This is a genomic window from Actinomadura sp. K4S16 (assembly GCF_008327685.1).
Classification (GTDB): Bacteria; Actinomycetota; Actinomycetes; order Streptosporangiales; family Streptosporangiaceae; genus Spirillospora.
Genome location: NZ_BDDE01000035.1, coordinates 14,379 through 31,019 on the forward strand (window position 1 = coordinate 14,379; position 16,641 = coordinate 31,019).

Below are 16,641 nucleotides of genomic sequence, written 5' to 3' on the forward strand. Positions count from 1 at the left end.
TGGGGTGGGAGAGGTCGTATCGGCCACTTCTTCGCGTTCCCTGTGGGTCGGATTGATTCGTTGGCGGAGGGGCTGGAGTCCTCCCCGCCCCGCGCCGGGCGGGGAGGACGGTCGTGGCGGACTGGGCTAGGCCGCGTGCTCCGGCCTGGTTTGGGTGTGCGCGGGTGGCAGCGCGGTGACGTGGGCCAGCCGGCGTGACCACTGGCCCTTGCCGTCGCCAAGGGCCGATTCGGCTAGGCGTCGCAGCTGGATGTCGCCGGTCCCTGCGGGCGCATCGATGTGGAAGGCGTCGCGGACCAGGCGTTCTATGGGGCGGTCGCGGCGCAGCCCGGCCGCCGCGTGGATCTTCATTGTGGCCAGGACTGATTCCATCAGCGATTCCACGCCGCGGTACTTGGCGCTGATCAGCTCGTTGTCGCAGGGCTGCCCGTGGTCGAGCATGTGCGCTGCTTGGTAGGCGAGGGTGCGGGCGGTCATCACCCGCTCGTTGATCTGCCCGATCCGCTGCTGGATGGTGGGCAGTTTGGCCAGTGGCTCGTTCCGGCGGTGGCGTTCCTTGGCGAACGCGACGGTCTGCTCCAGCAGGGCTTGGTGGATGCCGAGCGCGACGGCGGTGAGGTTCGGGCGTCCGTACAGGACGCTGGAGCTGTAGGCGACGTCCAGCCCGTCGCCCTCGCCACCGATCATGTTGTCGACCGGGACCCGCACGTCGTTCAGGACCAGTTCACCGAAGGAGAATCCGTGCAGCCCCAGGGATGGCTGATGCGGGAGCACGTGGAGTCCGACCTGGTTGTCTTCGACCAGGAACGCCGACAGCGACCGGGACCCGGCTGAGGCGGGCCCGGTGCGGACGACCACGCCGTGCGGGCCGCCGAGGTGGGAGTTGCCGACGTACTGCTTGCGGCCGTTCAGCACCCAGTAGGCGCCGTCGCGATGGGCGGTGGCCTGCATGTCCAGCACGTTGCCGCCCGACCCTTCCTCGGTCACCGCGATCGTCGGCAAGCAGTCACCTGCCGCGATCCGCGGCAGCCACAGGCGTTTTTGCCCCTCGGTCCCGTGGTGGATGACCTTGGCGGCTCCGAGCTGGGACGCCTGGACCATGGCGCCCATCGCCCCCGACACCCGCGCCAGCTCCTCGATGAGGATCGTTTTGGCGAGATGGCCGGCGCCCATGCCGCCGTACTCGCGGGGGATGGTCACTCCGAGCCAACCCTGCCGGGCGATCAGAGCGGAGGTCTCGACGTCGACGGATTGGCTGGACTCCATCCGGGCCACGCGCGGTGCGACCTCGGCGAGCGCGAAGGCACGGACGGCCTTGCGCAGGTCCTGGTGGTCGTCGGTCTCGAACACAGACACCATCCCCTTTCACATTCGTGGGGCACTGCCGGACGGTCGGATCCGGCAGACGTCATCGCCGCGGCCTACTCAGCCGCCTTGTCGGCCGCCTGGTCAGCAGCCCTGATAGTCGGCGCTGTGTCCGGTGCTGCGGCTGGCGTCGCCGTCGATGAGCTTCATCAGCTGTTGCGCGTGGTCCTTGATGAGTACGCGAGAGGGTTCCCCGGTGGACAGCGGCAGCCCGGTGGTGCCGACGACGCAGACGGTTCCCAGGAGTTGGCCGGTGGGCTGGTGGATGAGCGGGGCACCGGCGTAGGTACGGATCCCGATGAGGTCGACGACCGCGTTGGCGGCGAAGCGTGGGTGGGCGTACACGTCGGGCAGGACCAGGGCGTTGCGGCGTTGGACGACCTCGGGGCAGTAGCCGTGGTCGCGCCGCATGGTCCGACCGACCCGGGGCTTGCCGTCCGGGCAGTGCAGGCCGATGAACTGCTGCTCGCTGGTGACCAGGTTGACCATGGCGTAGGGGACCTCGGCGCCTACGCCGAGCTGGGCGGCGAACGCGGTAGCCAGATCGGCGGCGAAGGCATCGAACCGCTCGGTCGCCTGGCCCAGGCCCAGGTCGGTCAGCAACTGGATCCGCTGCTGAAGTTCTGTCTCGGCGCCGGTATCGGCGGGGGTGTCGTGAGGCACGGGTGGGCTCCCAAAGCAACGGTGTGTGAGGGTCAGGTGCGGGCGGACAGGGCATGGCGGACCAGGATGATCAGCACGTTGATCACCGAGCGGGCATCGCGGGCGTCGCAGTCCGCCACCGGCACATCGGCGGGCAAGTCCAGGGCCTGGCGGACCGCCTCCGCCGGGTAGCGGTGGGCGGCGTTGTCGAACTGGTTGACCGCCACGACAAACGGGACATCGCGCTGCTCGAAGAAGTCCAGTGCGGGGAAGGCGTCGGCCAGGCGGCGGGTGTCGGCCAGCACCACGCCGCCGACCGCGTTGTGGGCCAGTTCGTCCCACATGAAGTCGAACCGGTTCTGGCCGGGGGTGCCGAACAAGAACAGCGTCATTGGCAGCGGCTTGGTGAGCGTGCGGCGGCCGAAGTCCAGTGTCACCGTGGTGGTGGTCTTGCCGTCCACGCCGGCCAGCGAGTCGACGTGCGCACCGGCGGCGGTCAGGCGCTCCTCGGTGGTCAGTGGCGGGATCTCGCTGATCGCGCCGACCATGGTCGTCTTCCCGGCACCGAATCCGCCGGCGATGAGAATCTTCAGCGCCAGCCGACGGGCCGCTTGATCCAGCTCAGGCGACGGCGAAGTCATGAGCTTCCAGCCCTTCCAGCAGCGCCTGCAGCAGGTGCGCACTCGGGCGCCCGGTGTCGGGGTTGGGCGGCGCGGCGGGTGGTGCGATGACCAGCGCGCCGGTGTCGATCAGGTCCGACAGGAGCGTCTTGGCGACCAGGATGGGCTGGCCGATGGTGGCGGCGATCTCGGCGACCGAGCAGCCGCCCGCCCGGCACAGCCTCAGGGCGTGTGTGGCCTCAGGTGGCAAGGCCCCCGCCTGGGTAGCGCCCGGAGCCGCGCCTGCGGGAGTGTGGGTCGCGGTCAGTACCGTGTCCAGCCGCATCTGATACCGGGGGCAGGCGCGGCCATCGGGGACTACCACGTAAGGCCGGACCTGCTGCACGTCCTGATCGACCCACGGCACGCAGGCCGCCGCAGACGGCTGGCCTTCGGGTTGGGCGGCACCGTGGGAGTCAGTGCTCATCGTTGGAACCTGCGTCTCGCAGTCCCGCGTCGGCCCCGGATTCGGTACTGGAGTCTTGAGGTGCCGGGGTGTCTGCGCGGGGAGTGCGGGTCGCGGTGACCAGGTGCCGGGCGACGCTCGCAATCAACATGGCCATCCCGTCCGCGACCAGCCCGGTCTGCGCGTCAGGCCCGGCCAGCACGCCCAGCACGCACCCGACCACCGCAGGCCGACCCGTGCCGGCCTCGGTTGCGTGCGCCGGGGCGTCGGGGTGCTGGTCGGGGGTGTTCATCAAGATCAGGTATTGGGCGTCGTGCTGGACGATGATCTGCTGGACCTCGCCGACGGGCGGGGAAGTGATCTTTCCGGCGGCTCCACCGGCGGAGTACAGCGCAGCGGCCACCGCTGCGGCATGGTCGGCTTCATCCGTGGTCAGACCCACGGCCGCGAGCACCAGCCCGTCCCGCGGCACCAGGAACGCGCCCTTGATACCGGGTACCTGGGCGCGGAAGTCCTCCAGCAGCCATCCCAGACCTTCGCGCGATGCGCTGGCCGGTGCACTGGCCACGCCGGACCCGGCGAGAGCGGTGGAACTCAACGCGGCAGAAGTCGTAGGGATCGTCATTTGAGCATCTCCTGGTCGAGGTCGGCGGATGCGGCTGGGAGCTGCCGATCAGCCGGATGGGTGGTGGTCGCGGGGGCTAATCCGTCGGATCACCGGCAGGCGGGTCGGCCGCAGGAACGGTGGTCCCGGAGCTTGGGGAAGCAGAGTCTGCGGGGCCATGGTCGGCCGGATACTTCGTGGGGTTGCGAGGGCGGCCCGCACCGGCGAAGTCGGCCAACAGGCTCGGGACCGGCCCCCGGTTAGGGCCGTCCTCGCGCTGCGGCCCCTGGCCTTGACCGGCCCTTGACTCCGTCGCGGGCTGCTGGCCGCCCTCGGCGCCAGCCGCAACGTCGGCTACCGACCTCTGCGGGCCCTGCCCCCGACGACGCTGGGGAAGCTCGGGCATCCCGCTAGTGCTGTCGGCTCCGGGCGGAGCAGCGATGCCGGGCGGCCCCGGGGGCTCGGTCGGCGACGTAACCGCGCTCCTCGGCAGGGCAAGCTGTGACGGCGCTGTCGATGCCAGAGGCAGTAAGGCAACGGGGCGGAGCGGTTGCGCGGCAAGACCGGCGGCCCTGGCCGGAGTGGCCGACTGCGGTGTGGTGGGCCGAGGTCCCTTAAGCAGAGCGGCCGGGAGGGCGACCACGGCCCGCGTGCCTTCCGGTACGACCGGGTGCAGACTCACCTGGATCCCGTGGCGCTGCGCCAGCCTGGACACCACCAGCAGCCCGATCGGCCCCGCGATGATTTGGTCGCGGACACTGACGGTGTCCGGGTCGGCCAGCAGCCGGTTCAGCGCCGCATAGGCGTCGGCCGATATCGGCAGTCCACGGTCGGTGATCTCGATGCTCACCCCCGACGGCGTCGGAACTGCCTTCATCTGGACCCGCGCATCGGGCGGGGAGAACTTGGTGGCGTTCTCCACCAGCTCAGCCAGCAGCAGCGTGATCTCCGGCCCGGCATATCCGGGCAGGTCCACATCCACATCCGGGGGCGGCACGTGGACCCGCACCCTCCGGTAGTGCTCGATCTGCGCGACCGCCTGGCGCATCACCTTGGCCAGGGTCAGCGGCTCATTCACCTGCCGCGCCGTTGCACCGCCCAGAACCGCCTGCCGCTCCAACCCCCTCAGCGTCCGGGTCGTCAGATGATCGATCTTGAACAGCTCGTGCAGCAGGACAATGTCCTCCACCTCCCGCTCCACCGAGTCCAGCAGCGCCAAGGTTCGGTAGACCAGCAGATGCAGGGGGCGCCCCAGACGGGTGAGGAACTGCTCCTCCAACTCGCAGTCACCTCTGCCCGACTCGACGCCGACGTGCGCCGAACGGGCACGATCGCGCACGTCGATATCGATCGCCCCGACAATGGCGTCGGCAGCCTCCTCCGGCTTGGCGGCCGGAGCGAAAGCCTGGAACCAGCGCGCTCCGATCCACCGGCGCCCCCGGAAAGGCCGCTGCCAATGCCAGTACAACTCGTTCGTATCGCCGGGCCCTGGCAGAAGCACCACCAGCCGGCCAACGTAAGGGTGGACGTCCACCCGCTGCGCGGAAACCGCCATCGCACCCGCAGGCTTCCCCACCAGCTCCGCCGCCGACGCACGCAGCCCTCGGGAGGCCAGGCGATAGGTCAGTTCGCCGGCATGCCTGCGCGCATCCTCGGACGGTTCGCGCACCTGGTCCTTGCCAGGCCGGACACCGAAGTCCACGTCACCGGCCACCTGACCTTCCTTTCGACCCGGCAGGAGCCTCGACATCGACCGCTGGCGCAACAAGGGCGAGTTCGGGACACCACATGTATGGAGCGACCGCGCCGTGGCCGCGCTCCCCGGGATCCACCAACTCCAGCCCGTCAAGAACCCGGCGACCTGGCCGCGGGCGAGCCTGTGCGTACGGCGACGGGGATCTGGCGTGGGACGCTCTCCCGCCACCGTGATCCGAGACCGCCGGAGAAACGGGCTGGGACGAACGTGGCGCGATTCCGTGAACGGGTTCGAGGGACGCGCGGACCGTCTGGGCGCGGTCGGTTTCAGATGCCCACGGTGACGGCGCACCCCAAGTGAGGGCGAATGAAGGGGACACGGTCGCGCACTCTTCTCGTTCGGCGGAGAACCTTGCAGTTCAAGTCAAATGAGTGCGGACACCAGGAGAAAAGGGGAGGATGGGCGAGGCTCAGGGGAGGAATTCCTCCCCGCGGTCTGCTGGGAGGCGCTGGCATGACCGCTGACAGAGCTCGCATCGGCGCCTTGGGGAAGCACAGGAGACGCCATATGGTGGCCACTGACGTGGGTGGTAATACTTCGCGCCATGACCGCCGGGCGGAGCCGACAAAGGCCACGGCGCACTTCCCCAGCCCTTGCTGGGGGACGTCATGCCCACCGGGCTGATTTCGCCGGTACGGCATGTCTGGAATTTGCAGGGCACAAAGCTGGGGCACCGGGGAGTGGTGAGAAGCCGGCGTCATCGACTGGGGCGGGATCTCGCGAAGGAGCCCGAACGGTGCCCGGCGCACACGAGCCGATCCCGGTCTCAAGGGTCGGGTTGTGAGAGCGCGAGGTGGACATACGATTCGTTTGTGCGAACCTTGGTGCTCTGGGACATAGACCACACGCTGATCAGCATCGGCGAACTCAGCAACGAGATCTATGGCGAGGTCTTCCGCCGGGTCACCGGGCGCCCTCTGAAGAAGCTCGCAGACATGACCGGGCGCACAGACCTCGCGATCACTGCCGAAACCCTGCGGCTCCACGGTATCGACCCCACCGACGAGATCATGAAGACCTTCGCCGAGACGCTGGCCGAAGCGTTCTCGGCGCGGCAGAACGACATCAGGACGCGCGGCCAGATTCTGCCGGGGGCACGTGCCGCAGTTGAGGCGCTCGACAGCCGGAGCGACGTGATTCAGTCCGTGCTGACCGGCAACATGCGCCCGATCGCCGTATGCAAGCTGGCCGTGTTCGGGCTGGATGAGTTCGTTGATTTCGAGATCGGCGCGTATGGCCTGGATGACGCCGAGCGGCCGCCTCTGGTGAAGCTCGCCCAGGCGCGCGCGGAGCGCCGGTACGGCGAGACGTTCGACGCCTCCACCACGGTCTTGGTCGGCGACACTCCGAACGATGTGCTCGCCGGCCACCAAGGGGGCGCCCGCGTGGTGGCGGTCGCCTCCGGGGCGAGCAGCGCAAACGATCTGCGGGCGGTCGGCGCGGAACTCGTCCTTGAATCCCTCGCCGACACCGACGCCGTTATCCGGGCGGTGCTCGACGTCAGCCGGTCGTGACGCGGTCCACCAACGCCTGTACCTCTGGGACGTCGTAGGGCTGCATCCGTGAGACCAGCTCGTCGAACCGTTCGTCTATGCGCGCCGACCCGATCCGCGATGCGAGGTCGTACGCTTCGCCCGCCACACGGGCCGCCTGCTCCGGTTCGTCCTGGAGCAGATGAGCAGTGGCAAGTCGCGTCTTGTAGTGCGCGATGTCGCGGGCGTGGTCCGGCGTGGTGGTCTCGGCGAGGTGAAGCGCGTTCGTAAGCGCAGCGACAGCCTCAGCAGGTGAGAGCAACTCCTGAAGTGCCAGGTCCAGCAGGCACGCGCCGCGCTGAGCCACGATCTCGACTTCGCTGACGTAGGCCGTCCATTGAGGCTCGTCGTGGGGGTCGTCACGGGCGTGCTCTGTGGCGGCGAGGTCGAGCTGCTCGCGGGCTGTGTTGACGTCTCCTAGCCGGGCGTGCGCGCGTGCTGCTCGGTTGTGCAGCGCGGCGCGGATACGAGGGGTCGCTTCGGCGCGGGCGAGGCTGAGGGCGGCTTCGGCCAAGGCGCGCGCCCGTTGGGGCCTGTCGCGGTAGAAGGCGTGCAGGCTCATGTATCCCATGGCGTGTGAGGCCAAGCCCAGGTCGTCGGTCTCGTGCGCGGCGTACGCCGTCGCGGACAGGTAACGGGAGGCGTCTCCATGTCGGGTGGCGTCGATCGACAGCCACCCTGCCATCTGGGTTAACCCTGCTACTGCCGTCAGAAGTCGCCGCTGAGTTCGGAGCCTGAGGGCCGTATCGTTGAACAGCCGGAAGGCCGCAGTGACGTGCCCTTCGATGACATGGCACAGCTCGTTTCCGCCGAACTCGTCGTCGAGCCGGTAAAGCCTGCCGAGCAGTGCCTCGACCTGCTCAACCGCCAGCGGACGGGAAGACTCAGCTTCCACGGATGGGGGCGACACCAGCAGTGACAAGGGGTGGGCGTCACCAAGGTTCGGGGAAGTCTGAGCGTCGTTCTCCGCGCCGAACAGCTCGTCCCAGGTGCGGTCGGTCGCGCGAACGTACAGCTCGCGGTACCGGGCGGACGGCGCCCACTTGCCTGCCTCCCACTGTTTGATCTGGTCGACCAGGCTCGCCACGTGCGGCAAGCGAACCCGCTCGTCAGGGTCGGCGGCGGCCCCTAACCGGCGCGCCATCTCCGAACGCGACCAGTGCGGCGGCGCCTCCCGGGCCGCGCGCAGGCGCCGCCCGATCTCCTTGCTGCCGGGGGTCACTGCGATGCACCTTCCGACGACGTAGGGAGGATTTCCTCCCCTGCCCACCTCCAGTCTTCCCCTGGAGGTGTGGCGCCTGCCACCGGTTCACTAATGGTGACCGCACGACGACCATCGATCGAAGCCAGGACGGCCCCTATGAACTTGATCCTGCACCACCAGGGGCAGGACAGGAATTCACTGAGAGCAGTCTTGATATCACTTACGGCGATCATGCAAGCTCGCCAGACCTGAATTGGCCCCGTCCGGCTCGGCACATCCCGGCCGACCGACTCCGACGAACCAGACATTTCAAGGAGGCTTTTCCGCGATGACATCGCAGAGTGCCCCGTCCCTAGACCGGGTCGCACCCGCCCCCGGAGGCGCGTTGTGAGTGTGGACACCGCGAGCCGCGCGGACCGGGCAGAGGTGCTCCGCAACGCCCTGGTCGACACGATCATCACCGACCACGAAGCCAAGGGCTTGACGATGCCCGCCGAGGTGGAACGGGCGATGCGGACGGTTCCCCGCGAGGTGTTCACCCCGGGCGTCCCGCTGGAGAAGGCATACGAGAACACCGCGGTCATTACCAACCGACGCGGCGATGAGGCCACCAGCTCGGTGTCGGCGCCATACCTGATCGCGGAGATGCTCGGTCAGGCCTCCGACGCACTCGGGGGCTTGGAGGGCCGCGATGTCCTGGAAATCGGCAGTGGCGGCTACAACGCCTCACTACTGGCCGAGATCGTTGGCCCGGCGGGGTCGGTCACGACCATTGACATCGACCCCGAGGTCACCGCTCGGGCGACCGCATGCCTGAAGAAGGCGGGCTACAACGACGTCACCGTCGTGTGCGCGGACGCCGAGCACCCGGTCGAGCCGAGCCGCCGCTTCGACTTGGTCATCGTCACCGCAGGGGCGTGGGACATCCCGCCCGCTTGGCGGGAGCAGCTCACTGGTGACGGTGTGCTCGTCGTCCCCCTACGCACGTTCGGGATGACCCGATCGTGGGCGCTGCGGCGATCAGAAGACCACCTGGTCAGCCACAGCCACCGCCAGTGCGGGTTCGTCTCAGTGCAGGGCGAGGGCGCCCACCGAACTGCGGTTCACCCTCGCCGCGCACACACCACGCGACCTCGACCGGGGCGCGTTCACGTTGACCGTGACCAGCGGTGCCCGACACGCCGGGGTCGCGGCCGGACGGTTCCTGCACCTACTCACCGCTGGCGAGCTGGAGCGCTTCCACGACGTGTATGCGGGCCTTCCGACCGCGATGCCCGGCGCGGACATCGTCCAGTTGTCCGCGCCTCCGCTCCAGGCCCGCCTGGCCACCGTGGCCCGCACGCCCGAGCTGCTTCCCGTGCTGCCGGTCGGGGACTTCCACCCCGATCCTCACTGGACGGTCGCGGACCTGGCAGTGGCCGGCGACGGCGAGCGGCTGTGGCTGGTATCGGCCACCACTGGGCGGCCGGTCGAGCCGCTCCTACTCAACTGCGTGATGTTGCCGACTGCCCAGCAGCCGCTCGTGCGGTTCATGACCGAGATCTGGACGGCATGGACGGCCCCGTGCGCAAGGTTCGATTGGGGGCACGCCAGCGGTCTGCCGTTCCTTCCGAGGGTCCGGCGAGGCCGTGCCATCCTGCATCCGGCCCGCTGGACCATCCCCGCGACCGCACTTCCCGGCCGCGCCGCGTCATGGCCGCAATGGCAGGACGCCTGGCAGCGACACCGCGAACAGCACAGGGTGCCGCGTGAGGTCCTGATCAGCCAGGATCGCGGGTTCGACGATGTGCGGCTGCGCCTGGACCTGAACGAGCCCGCCCACCTGGCGGTGCTGCGCAGCCATCTCCACCGGTATGGAGGCGCCGCCCTCACCGAAGCCGACGGCCCCTCCGGTTGGATCGGTGGCAGACCCGCCGAACTCCTGCTCACCCTCACCGCGACACCGCAGCAACCTCCGCGCCCGGCCCGACCAGCCCGTCCAGCCTGCACCCTGCAGCACCGGCCCGGACGGTCGCGGTGGCTGGATGCCCGCCTGTACGGCCGATCCCCGGACATCCTCACCGACATCCTCGCCCGCCTCCCCGACCTCCCCGTGGGCTGGTGGTTCCTGCGCTACCCCGACCCGGCCCACCACCTGCGACTACGGATCCCGCTGCGCGATAGGAGCCAGTTCGCGGGCGCCGCTCATGACCTCGCCCAGTGGGCGGAGCGCCTGCACGACGACGGACTGGTGGTCGACTACACCCTGGCGACCTACCGGCCCGAAACCCGCTACGGAAGCGGGCCGACCCTGATCGCAGCCGAGAAGGTCTTCGCCGCTGACTCCCGCACCGTCATCGGGCGGCTGTCAGGCAACCGGGAGGCCGCTACCGCCGCCGGAATCATCAACATCGCTCACGGGTTCACCGGTGGCAACGGCCTGGAGTGGCTCGTCAGCCACGTGCCGCACCGCAGCGGACCGCGCCTGGATCCCGCGCAGCTCGCCCGCGCCAGCACTCCCTACCCGAACAATGACCCGGACACCTCAGTATTGGCGGGGACGCTGGCCACGTATCGGGCCCGCGCCGACCAGGACGGGCTGGATACCGATCAGGTGCTGGCGGACCTGCTGCACCTCCACCACGCCCGCATGATCGGCGTCGACACCGCATCCGAGGAGCACTGCCTACGGCTGGCGCGCGCGATCGCCCACACCCACCTCCATACCGGACGCCACGACCGAGACACCGTGGCCGACATCCCATGAGCAGGGAGCAGAACCTCGCCGAGGGAGCCGCCGGCATTGCCCTTCACCACTTGGAAACCGGCGACTGGGACTCCGCCTACGCGGCGCTGCAGGAAGCCGTCTCCGGAGGCGTCAGCGTCGCCACCGGGGCCAGCCTCTACTACGGGGCTCCGGCCCTGGCGTTCGTCCTCGCCGCGTCGGACCAGCCAGGGCTCACCCGCGCCAAGGCCGTCGCCGCCGCAGGTACCGCGACGGTGACACGCCAGCGCCTGGAGGCCGCCCACCGGCGTATCGACCAACACCGGCGCCCGGCCTACGCCGAGTTCGACCTCATCCGCGGCCTTACCGGACTCGGTGTCGCCCTCCGCCGCATCGGCGCCGTTGACCTGCTCCGCGACGTGCTGACCTACCTGGTCCGGCTCACCGAGCCGCTCGACGAACTCCCCGGCTGGTGGTGCCCGACCGGTCCCCACTGGAACAAGCCCGGCCCCGCCGGAGGCCACAGCAACCACGGGATGGCCCATGGAATCACCGGGCCCCTCGCCCTGATGGCACTGACAATGATCGACGGAGTCCACACCGACGGGCAACTTGCGGCGATCGCCCACATCTGCCAGTGGCTCGACCAATGGGAACGCCAGACCGATGACGGCCGCGCATGGTGGCCACAGATCACCACCCTGGATGAGTTGCGCCAAGACGCAGTGGGCCAGCCGTGCCCGTCGCGGCCATCCTGGTGCTACGGGACCCCGGGCATCGCCCGCGCCCAACAACTCGCCGCCCTCGCCCTCGGTGACACCGACCGCCAGAAGAAGGCCGAGACGGCTTTCGTGGCGTGCGTGAGCGACCCCCAGCAGTTGGCGCGCCTCACCTGCCGCGGCCTCTGCCACGGAACTGGCGGCCTCCTGGCGGCCGGACGGCGCATCGCCGCCGACGCCCTCAGTCCGATTCCCGTCCCTCGACTGCTGGACCTGCACCGGCAAGCCACCGCCGCACCCGACGAGCCACCCGGCTTCCTCGACGGAACGGCCGGTGCGAACCTGGCCGCCACTGGGATCGCCACATCCTGGGACGCCTGCCTCCTGCTGTGCTGACGAAAGGCCAGAGCATGGACGAAACCTCCCCGGAAACCTTCTGGACGCAGGTGAACATCGACTTCCCCGGCCAAGACCCCCGGGAGCGCGAACGCCAAGCCGTCGCCCATCTGGGCTCGGTCCTCCCCGACGCCGAGGTGGATGGCCTTATCACTTCGTGGTTCTTCATCCGCAAGGACCGCTGGCGCATCCGCTACCTACCCACCGAAACAGGCAACCGCGGCGACTGCTCCGTCCACCCCCTGCTCACCCAAGGCGTCGCCTGGACCAGCGACATCTACGAACCCGAGATCCACGCCTTCGGCGGCCACGCCAGCATGGACACCGCACACGAACTGTTCCACGCCGACAGCCGCAACCTGCTCGCCTTCCTCAACGGCGCCCCCACCGACCGCAGAGAACGATCACTGATCCTCTGCACCGCTCTCATGCGTGCCGCAGGCCTGGAACTCGAAGAGCAAGGCGACGTGTGGGCCCGAATCGCCGAGCAACGCTCTGTCCTACGTCGGGAACCACCCGACCCCGCAACATGGGCCTCCTTCACCGACGACGTCCGCCGCCTCCTGCTCGGCACAGCCCGGCCAGAAGAAATCGGCAACGACTGGCTCACCGCTTTCGAGAAGGCAGGCAGACAACTGAAAGCCTTGCGAAACAGTGGCCACCTCACACGAGGAATCCGCAGTGTGACCACTCTCCATGTGATCTTTCACTGGAACCGGATCGGAATCCCCGGTATGGCACAGGGTGCACTCGCGAAGGCCGCGAAAGAGGCGATCTTGGCTTGAACAGGTGATCCGCTGGCCGAGTCCGTACCGACGCGGGCTCCGCCCCCTGCGGGCGAGGTCATCGCCCCGCGCTAAGGGCCGCATCAGGACGCCGCCCGCCGATATGCGCCTTTGGCCCGGCGGCTCCTGGCCGCCCGCACGTTGGACGAGCGCAAGTGGATCCTTGCCGAGAGCCGCCAGGAGCGGCCTCGACCCCGAGCGACCCTGACCAGGTACAGGCCTGCGGTCCCGCCCGCACGGGTGAGCCCGCGCACCTTGACGCACACTGTCCGCCGATGAGCCCGGCGGGCCGGACGCCGAGCAGTGGCAGCAGGCCGCGTCGGCGCCGCCGCCCGCGCCCTGCGCGACCTCCCGCACGGCGACCTCGCCGGATGGGCGGCGGTCGCGTCCGATACCACCGGGCTGCTCAGCCTGCTGGTCGACCGCGTCGACGACGGCGAGCTGGCCGCCGAACTGGCGGCCGCCGCCGCCCACACCCTGGCCTGGTCAGCCCAGACACCCCGCTCCCCGCGCACCCCGCGACCACTACGCCGACCACCGCGGCGCTCACCGTCCTGTGGGATCAGATCTGGCCGAGGTCGCCCGGTTCGTCCGCGCCGCCACCCGCTGCGGGCGCTGAGGACGCCGCGGTCGCGGTGGCGATCGCCGCGCTGGTCCTGGCCCTGCTGGCCGTGGTCCGCCTCATCCAGGCCTGGCACGCCCACCAGCAGCACCGCCGGCAGGCCGCCGTCCTGCACACCGGATACGGGCGCTGCCGGATCGCCGCCCGCGTCCACGTGGCCAACGCCGCGCCGCGCTGGCAGCGCCGCCCCCACGGCCACCTCGGCGACGCTGCCCTGCGCCGCCAGGCCGACCACGCCGCCGCCGAGCTGGCCCGCTTCACCCAGGTCGAAGGCCGCGCTGCCGTTCTGCTGCAGCAGGCCCGCGCCGGCGACGGCCCCGCCGCCTCCCGGCTGCGCGAGCGGGCCGCCGCGCTCGCCGCCGCGGCCGAGACCGAGCTGCCCGCCGCCCGGACCCGGCTCGCCGTCGCCCTGGCCGATCAGGACGCCGCCCGGGCCCGCCTGGCCGAGCTGGCCCCGTTCGCCGACCTCGGCCGCCTGGCGCTGCGTGCGCACGGAACCAGCCGGGCCCAGCTCGCCCGAGACCAGGCCGCCGCACACGACCGCCTCGCCGCCGCGACCACCGCCGAACACAATGCCCGCACCCGCCTGGCCGACCTCACCCTGCAGGCCGCCGCCCCCTTCACCGGCGATCAAGGCCCGCCCGCCCGGCCGGCCTGGCGGGACGGCGCCGCCACGGCCGAGCACACCGACCTGACCCGCCACTGGCCCGAGCACCTCGCCGCCGCGATTGCCGACGACCTCGATACCGCCCCCGACCGGGCGGCCGGCCTGACCGCCGAGACCCGCGCCGCCCGCCGCATCCTCCACACCGCCCGTCCCCGCGTCCCCGCCACCGCCGCACAAGCCCGCGAGCGGCTCACCGAGCTGTGCACCGAACAGGCCATCCGCGCCACCCTCCCTGCTGACCGCGCCGACCACGAACAACAGCAGCGCCACCAGCACGCCGACACGCGCGCCGCCCGCTAGGCGGCGCCCCGCCAAACGACCCACACCGCCACCCCGGCCCAAACCACGGGCCCGGCCACGGCCGAGACGGAGGCCTTGGCCGTTAGCCGGTTCCGGCGGCAGGGGTAGGAAACTCACTCACCGCCCGCCGCGGCCTAACCCACCGGCCGAGCTGCGAAGAGTTAGGTGAGTGAGGCGCACTGGCGGGTCCGGCGCCACGGCCAAGAGGAGCCCGTACAGGGCCCCCCAGAGCGGGGTCCGCGACCTAACTAACCCCCGGCACTCGGGCACCTACAGGACAGCGGCAGCACTGCGCGGGCGACGGTTCAGGGTGCGCGCGGACATCCCGAGATGGCTACGGGCCGCGCATTGCCCCCGGCGCGGGGACCGGACACCGGCGCGGGGATCGGTCACCGGCGCGGCCCGTGTCGCGGCCCCGGGTCGGTCACGGACTCTCGGGATCGTCGCGGCGGCCGCCGCGCACTCGCCGGGACGATCCGCCGTCATGACGGAACGACGGCATTCCGCTCCCCTGTAGGGTGCCTTGACCTTCGCGACGACGGTCCCCATAGATGGCCCATGCCCAAGGCCGAATTGGCGCGGCTCGGCCATGGCGCGCGCGGATCCGTGTTTGGCTAACTCCGCGGGCCCCCGCTCCTCTCAGTGCCGCAGGACCTCGCTCTTCGATCTCCGTCGGCGACCGGGATGGAGGCGTGCGCTTCTCAGGAGCCGCGTAGGCCTCATATTCAGTGGAAAACGGGCCGGAGCACGGCCTCCGCAGCGGCAAGGGAGCCATCGACGATAAGGAGGGCGTGTGTGTTCTCAGTTGACAGATCCGTGCGTGGCATCGTCCGCGCGAACGCCCTGAACACAGACATCATCTTGTTCGGGTTGCCTTCGTCCGGGGGGATCATCCAGTCAGCGATTTGTAGGACGACGCGGGCTGCCGACTTCAGGAGCCGACAGTCATAGAGGTAAGCGAGGGTAGCGAACACGATGCTCTCGGGTCGTCTGGCGTCCACCATCCTGGGCATACCGAGGAGGGGCCGGAGGGCGGTGACGCTGAAGAGCTTCATCACTCCCTGGGCGAGCACGTTGTCGGGATCGTCTCTCGCCTGTGCGCGGAAGTTGTCGGCCATGAGGCAGACCGTGCCCGCCAGGGCCCTCGCGCGGTCCAGCTCCCAGAAAGGTGTCGCGTCGAGCAGTTCCAGGCGCCCCTGATCTGACCCAGGCCCGTGTTGAAGGCGAGTTTCGCAAGTCGCGCAGCCAGGGCCCACCCAGATCTGCAGATCAAGCGGGGGAAGCCCACGAGTCTCGAAATCGCGGAGGAGATACCCCGGGCCCTGACTTGGGGCATGCCCGATCTCCGCAGAGAGGAGAATTGCCTCCTCGTTGTGCCGCGCGATCTCCGCCGACGTCCTCTTCGGCATACCGGTCACCTCGGCGGCAAAGTCGCTGAGCGAGCGGGTCTGGCGGGCCACGCTTCGTCCTGCACGCTCTGCCAGCCTGAAGGCGTTGTCCACGGCAGTGTCGACGGGCAGATCCCCGGCTACTGCGGTATCAGAGATCTGCCGCTTGCTCACGTCCCCTGCTTTGATCTGCCGGCGGAACGCCTGACGGACCGCAGCCTCATAGGTGGTGAACAGAGCTGAATCGTCGGGCTGGAGAACACCGGCCATGAACAGGGCCAGCATCGCACGGTGTACGGATCGGCCTTGGCCAGCCACAGACGCGAGGGCCTGCACATAGTCAACCAGCCCCGGCACCACCTCTGAGGTCGAGCCCGCGGCTCTCCCCAGCCCATGCCGCACGTTGCGGGGCAAGCAACGCTGGGACCGCCATCGTTCCAGCCGTGCGGGAGTAATAGTGACGCCGCGAGCGGCCAGAGCATCGATGAGCTGACGGTCCGCCTGGCTCGGGGGAGTCCTCGGCATGGCCCCACTTTAGAACCCCGCGAAGTCTGAGGACTTCACGAAAAGGCTGTTCGGGAGGCTTGTCTTACCCGCCTAGGAAAGGGAGGTACAAGATGCCTTGCAAGATCAGCTTCAGATGGATGAAGAAGTGGGCGGACGTCACCTGCATGCGTGGCGCTGTCTGCGCGGCAGTCATCGGCGGCGCGTTCGTCACCCTGGTGTTCGAGGGGCTCCGCCACCTGATCTTCTGACACACCGGCTAGCGACCAGTTCAGACAGATTCAGCAGCAGAGCCCACCACGAGCCCTCGCCCACACACCGGGCGGGGGCTTCCTTCATGATGTAACACGACCGAACCCCACCCAACCAGCCACCCGGTGTTGAGAAT

Annotated in this window: 14 protein-coding genes and 1 pseudogene; 7 read left to right on the forward strand and 8 right to left on the reverse strand. The window is 69.6% G+C overall.

Annotation, left to right across the window (positions count from 1 at the left end; genetic code table 11):
• Positions 1-126: 126 nt before the first annotated feature.
• From K4S16_RS43885 to K4S16_RS43910, 6 genes are all read right to left on the reverse strand, one after another.
• The gene (locus K4S16_RS43885) at positions 127-1,359 is read right to left on the reverse strand and encodes an acyl-CoA dehydrogenase family protein (RefSeq protein WP_149265063.1); all 1,233 of its coding nucleotides are present in this window, start codon (positions 1,357-1,359) and stop codon (positions 127-129) included.
• Positions 1,360-1,449: 90 nt separating this feature from the next.
• The gene (locus tag K4S16_RS43890) at positions 1,450-2,028 is read right to left on the reverse strand and encodes a GAF domain-containing protein (protein ID WP_149265064.1); all 579 of its coding nucleotides are present in this window, start codon (positions 2,026-2,028) and stop codon (positions 1,450-1,452) included.
• Between the two features lie 32 nt (positions 2,029-2,060).
• Positions 2,061-2,648, reverse strand: coding sequence for an ATP/GTP-binding protein (locus tag K4S16_RS43895; RefSeq protein WP_149265065.1), 588 nt, complete (start codon positions 2,646-2,648; stop codon positions 2,061-2,063).
• The gene (locus K4S16_RS43900) at positions 2,629-3,093 is read right to left on the reverse strand and encodes a DUF742 domain-containing protein (RefSeq protein ID WP_149265066.1); all 465 of its coding nucleotides are present in this window, start codon (positions 3,091-3,093) and stop codon (positions 2,629-2,631) included. The genes K4S16_RS43895 and K4S16_RS43900 overlap by 20 nt, the downstream gene beginning before the upstream one ends.
• Positions 3,083-3,697, reverse strand: a complete 615-nt coding sequence (locus K4S16_RS43905; protein ID WP_149265067.1) for a roadblock/LC7 domain-containing protein — start codon at positions 3,695-3,697, stop codon at positions 3,083-3,085. Before K4S16_RS43905 ends, K4S16_RS43900 begins: the two co-directional genes overlap by 11 nt.
• A 76-nt stretch (positions 3,698-3,773) precedes the next feature.
• A complete protein-coding gene (locus tag K4S16_RS43910) occupies positions 3,774-5,390 on the reverse strand; it encodes an ATP-binding protein (RefSeq protein WP_149265068.1) in 1,617 nt (538 codons plus the stop codon).
• Between the two features lie 854 nt (positions 5,391-6,244).
• Here K4S16_RS43910 and K4S16_RS43915 point away from each other — a divergent pair.
• Positions 6,245-6,946, forward strand: a complete 702-nt coding sequence (locus tag K4S16_RS43915; RefSeq protein ID WP_160161242.1) for a haloacid dehalogenase-like hydrolase — start codon at positions 6,245-6,247, stop codon at positions 6,944-6,946.
• Here the strand turns inward: K4S16_RS43915 and K4S16_RS43920 are convergent.
• Entirely contained in the window at positions 6,933-8,186 is a 1,254-nt protein-coding gene (locus K4S16_RS43920; RefSeq protein WP_149265070.1) for a helix-turn-helix domain-containing protein, read from the reverse strand. The genes K4S16_RS43915 and K4S16_RS43920 overlap by 14 nt on opposite strands.
• Before the next feature lie 408 nt (positions 8,187-8,594).
• Between K4S16_RS43920 and K4S16_RS46295 the strand changes: the two are divergent.
• From K4S16_RS46295 to K4S16_RS43945, 5 genes and pseudogenes are all read left to right on the forward strand, one after another.
• A pseudogene (locus tag K4S16_RS46295) lies at positions 8,595-9,233 on the forward strand (methyltransferase domain-containing protein); the annotation flags it as partial.
• Positions 9,234-9,264: 31 nt separating this feature from the next.
• A complete protein-coding gene (locus K4S16_RS46300) occupies positions 9,265-10,914 on the forward strand; it encodes a lantibiotic dehydratase (RefSeq protein WP_235037461.1) in 1,650 nt (549 codons plus the stop codon).
• Complete coding sequence (locus K4S16_RS43935; RefSeq protein ID WP_149265072.1) at positions 10,911-11,987, forward strand: lanthionine synthetase C family protein; 1,077 nt, start codon at positions 10,911-10,913, stop codon at positions 11,985-11,987. The genes K4S16_RS46300 and K4S16_RS43935 overlap by 4 nt, the downstream gene beginning before the upstream one ends.
• A gap of 14 nt (positions 11,988-12,001) precedes the next feature.
• Positions 12,002-12,772: a thiopeptide-type bacteriocin biosynthesis protein gene (locus tag K4S16_RS43940; protein ID WP_149265073.1), complete on the forward strand. Its 771-nt coding sequence runs from the start codon at positions 12,002-12,004 to the stop codon at positions 12,770-12,772.
• A gap of 635 nt (positions 12,773-13,407) precedes the next feature.
• Positions 13,408-14,361 (forward strand): hypothetical protein, encoded by a 954-nt coding sequence (locus K4S16_RS43945; RefSeq protein WP_149265074.1) that lies wholly within the window; start codon positions 13,408-13,410, stop codon positions 14,359-14,361.
• A 725-nt stretch (positions 14,362-15,086) separates the two neighbouring features.
• On the opposite strand, the gene K4S16_RS43950 is transcribed toward K4S16_RS43945, so the two are convergent.
• A complete protein-coding gene (locus K4S16_RS43950) occupies positions 15,087-16,034 on the reverse strand; it encodes a hypothetical protein (protein ID WP_149265075.1) in 948 nt (315 codons plus the stop codon).
• A 332-nt stretch (positions 16,035-16,366) separates the two neighbouring features.
• Between K4S16_RS43950 and K4S16_RS44810 the strand changes: the two genes are divergently transcribed.
• On the forward strand, positions 16,367-16,504 hold the full coding sequence (locus tag K4S16_RS44810) for a hypothetical protein (RefSeq protein ID WP_160161244.1): 138 nt from the start codon (positions 16,367-16,369) through the stop codon (positions 16,502-16,504).
• Positions 16,505-16,641: the final 137 nt, after the last annotated feature.

Bases quoted from the DNA above. Each gene is read 5' to 3' on its own strand.
- K4S16_RS43895 (WP_149265065.1), bottom strand. From the start codon at position 2,648: ATGACTTCGCCGTCGCCTGAGCTGGATCAAGCGGCCCGTCGGCTGGCG.
- K4S16_RS43940 (WP_149265073.1), top strand. From the start codon at position 12,002: ATGGACGAAACCTCCCCGGAAACCTTCTGGACGCAGGTGAACATCGAC.
- K4S16_RS43950 (WP_149265075.1), bottom strand. From the start codon at position 16,034: ATGCTGGCCCTGTTCATGGCCGGTGTTCTCCAGCCCGACGATTCAGCT.
- K4S16_RS43905 (WP_149265067.1), bottom strand. From the start codon at position 3,697: ATGACGATCCCTACGACTTCTGCCGCGTTGAGTTCCACCGCTCTCGCC.
- K4S16_RS43885 (WP_149265063.1), bottom strand. From the start codon at position 1,359: ATGGTGTCTGTGTTCGAGACCGACGACCACCAGGACCTGCGCAAGGCC.
- K4S16_RS43935 (WP_149265072.1), top strand. From the start codon at position 10,911: ATGAGCAGGGAGCAGAACCTCGCCGAGGGAGCCGCCGGCATTGCCCTT.
- K4S16_RS44810 (WP_160161244.1), top strand. From the start codon at position 16,367: ATGCCTTGCAAGATCAGCTTCAGATGGATGAAGAAGTGGGCGGACGTC.
- K4S16_RS43900 (WP_149265066.1), bottom strand. From the start codon at position 3,093: ATGAGCACTGACTCCCACGGTGCCGCCCAACCCGAAGGCCAGCCGTCT.